Source organism: Cupriavidus sp. HMR-1, from assembly GCF_000319775.1.
GTDB lineage: Bacteria > Pseudomonadota > Gammaproteobacteria > Burkholderiales > Burkholderiaceae > Cupriavidus > Cupriavidus metallidurans.
Genome location: NZ_ANKP01000201.1, coordinates 1 through 2,340, shown reverse-complemented (window position 1 = coordinate 2,340; position 2,340 = coordinate 1). Strand labels below are relative to the sequence as shown.

Annotated in this window: 2 protein-coding genes; both read right to left on the bottom strand. The window is 69.0% G+C overall.

Going from position 1 to position 2,340, the window contains the following annotated elements; translation table 11 throughout:
• Positions 1–1,646, bottom strand: a 1,646-nt coding sequence (locus tag D769_RS20205; protein ID WP_008648916.1) for an ATP-binding cassette domain-containing protein, incomplete at its 3' end; no start/stop codon positions are given.
• Positions 1,647–1,649: 3 nt separating this feature from the next.
• Positions 1,650–2,340: HlyD family efflux transporter periplasmic adaptor subunit (locus D769_RS20200; RefSeq protein ID WP_008648915.1), on the bottom strand; the 691-nt coding region annotated here is incomplete at its 5' end.

Sequence of the window (2,340 nt, the reverse complement as noted above, 5' to 3'; positions counted from 1 at the left end):
GGCGCCGCTGCGGCGCGGCGCGGCGCCTCGCCAGCGTCTCGGGCCTGGATGTTACCCGTCGGCCGCGTCGCCGGGGAGGGCACCGGTGGCGCTGCACCATTGGACTCGGCTTCCTCCAGGTAGGCTACGAAGGCATCTTCCAGCGTGTCCGCATGGCGCCGTTCGCGCAGATCCTCCGGTGTGCCGACCGCGAGCACGCGGCCGCGGTGCATGAAGGAAATCCGGTCGCAGCGGGCGGCCTCGTTCATGAAATGGGTGGAAACGAAGATGGTCACGCGCTGCTCGCGCGATAGCTTCACCAGGTGCCGCCAGAACATATCCCGCGCGCCGGGGTCGACCCCGGAGGTCGGCTCGTCCAGGATCAGCACCTCGGGACCGTGCAGGCAGGCCGCAGCCAGTTGCAGCCGCTGGCGGATGCCCAGCGACAGCGCGGCCGGGCGTTCGTCGGCGTAAGGCGCTAGCTCGAATCCGGCCAGCGCCTGCGCGACCGCATCGCGGGCATGCTCGCCTTCCATGCGGTAGAGGCGGGCATGCAGGTCCAGGTTCTGCCGCACCGTCAGCTCCTCGTACAGCGAGAAGGACTGGGACATATACCCGACGCGCATGCGGGTGCGCATGTCGGTGGTATCGATCGGCTTGCCCAGCAGCCGGGCGGTGCCGCTGGTGACATCGAGCAGGCCGGTCAGCATCTTCATGGTGGTGGTCTTGCCGCAGCCGTTGGAGCCGAGGAAGCCGAAGATCTCGCTGCGCTCGATGCGGAAGCTGACATGATCGACGGCGACGAAGCCGCCAAACCTCCGCGTGAGGCCCTCGGCCTCGATCGCCGGCTCGCCGTCCTCCGGTGCGCGCGGCGGGATGATCAGGCCCGTCGCGTCGCCGCGCCGCGCCGCCGGCAGCAGCGAGATATAGGCTTGCTCCAGGTCATCGGTGCCCGCGCGCCGCAGGACTGCGGCGGTGCTGTCGCTGACCAGGACGCGGCCTTCATCCATCGCCACTAGGTGCTCGAAGCGCTGAGCTTCCTCCATGTAGGCGGTGGCCACGATCACGCTCATGCCCTTCTGCTCGGCGCGCAGGTCGTCGACCAGGGTCCAGAACTGGCGCCGCGACAAGGGGTCGACGCCAGTGGTGGGTTCGTCGAGAATCAGCAGGTCGGGGTTGTGCACCAAAGCGCAGCACAGCCCGAGCTTCTGCTTCATACCACCTGACAGCTTGCCTGCGGGGCGGTCAGGGAAGGGGGCTAGGCCGGTCGCATCGAGCAGCCGGCGGATGCGCGCGGCGCGCTCCGCTGCATCGAGGCCGAACAAGCGCCCGAAGAAGTCAACGTTCTCATACACGGACAGCGTGGGATAGAGATTGCGTCCCAGCCCCTGGGGCATGTATGCCACGCGCGGCAGGATGGACTCGCGCTGAGCGCGATCCCGCAGGTCGGCACCCAGTACCGAGGCCTGCCCCTGCTGGATGCTCTTGACGCCAGCGATGATGCCAAGCAGCGTCGACTTGCCCACGCCGTCGGGACCGATCAGGCCGATCGTGCTGTGCCCCGGCAGTCTTAGCGAGACGCCCTCCAGCGCGCGCGTGCCACCGTACCGATGCGTCAGCCCCTCCACGCAAATGGCGCCGGACTGCTCGCCGCCGATGCCGCCCATGTCCTATTCCCCGCGCGAGTCCAGCGTTGCCGGCCATGGCTTGGCGGGATCCAGCCGGACGTAGCCCTCGCCGGTCATGCCGGCCTTCAGGCGCGGCGCCAGCTTGCGCGCGACTTCTACCGGCAACTGCAGTTTGACACGGTACATCAGCTTGGCACGCTCTCCCTCTGTCTCCACGTACTTGGGTGTGAACTGGGCCTCGCCAGCGACATAGCCAATGCGCGCAGGAATGACTTCTCCGGGAAAAGCGTCCAGCACGATACGGGCCTGTGCGCCGATGGCCAGCCGGCCGGCCTGGGGGCCGGGCAGGAAGACTGTGAAGTAGATATCGTCCGGATTCAGCAGCGAGACGACGCGTCCGCCGGGGGGCAGCACCGTGCCCACCTCCACCACGCGGTATTCGACACGGCCCGCCAGCGGCGCACGCACCGTGGTTTCCGCCAGCACGGCTTTCAGGCGCGCGACCTGGGCATCCGCTTCGGCAATGGCGGCGCGCGCCTCGCCCAGTGCCGCACGGGCGCCGTCGACGCCGGCCTGTTCGCCGTCCAACGTGATCCGCCGGCGGTCCCGCTCGACCGCAGACACCTGCCCTTCACTGAACAGCTTGACCGTCTCGGACCACTCCAGCCGGGCCATGCGCTGGCGCGCAATGCGTGCACCGGTCTCGGCCTGCGCCCGCCGCGCGGCGTCGGCC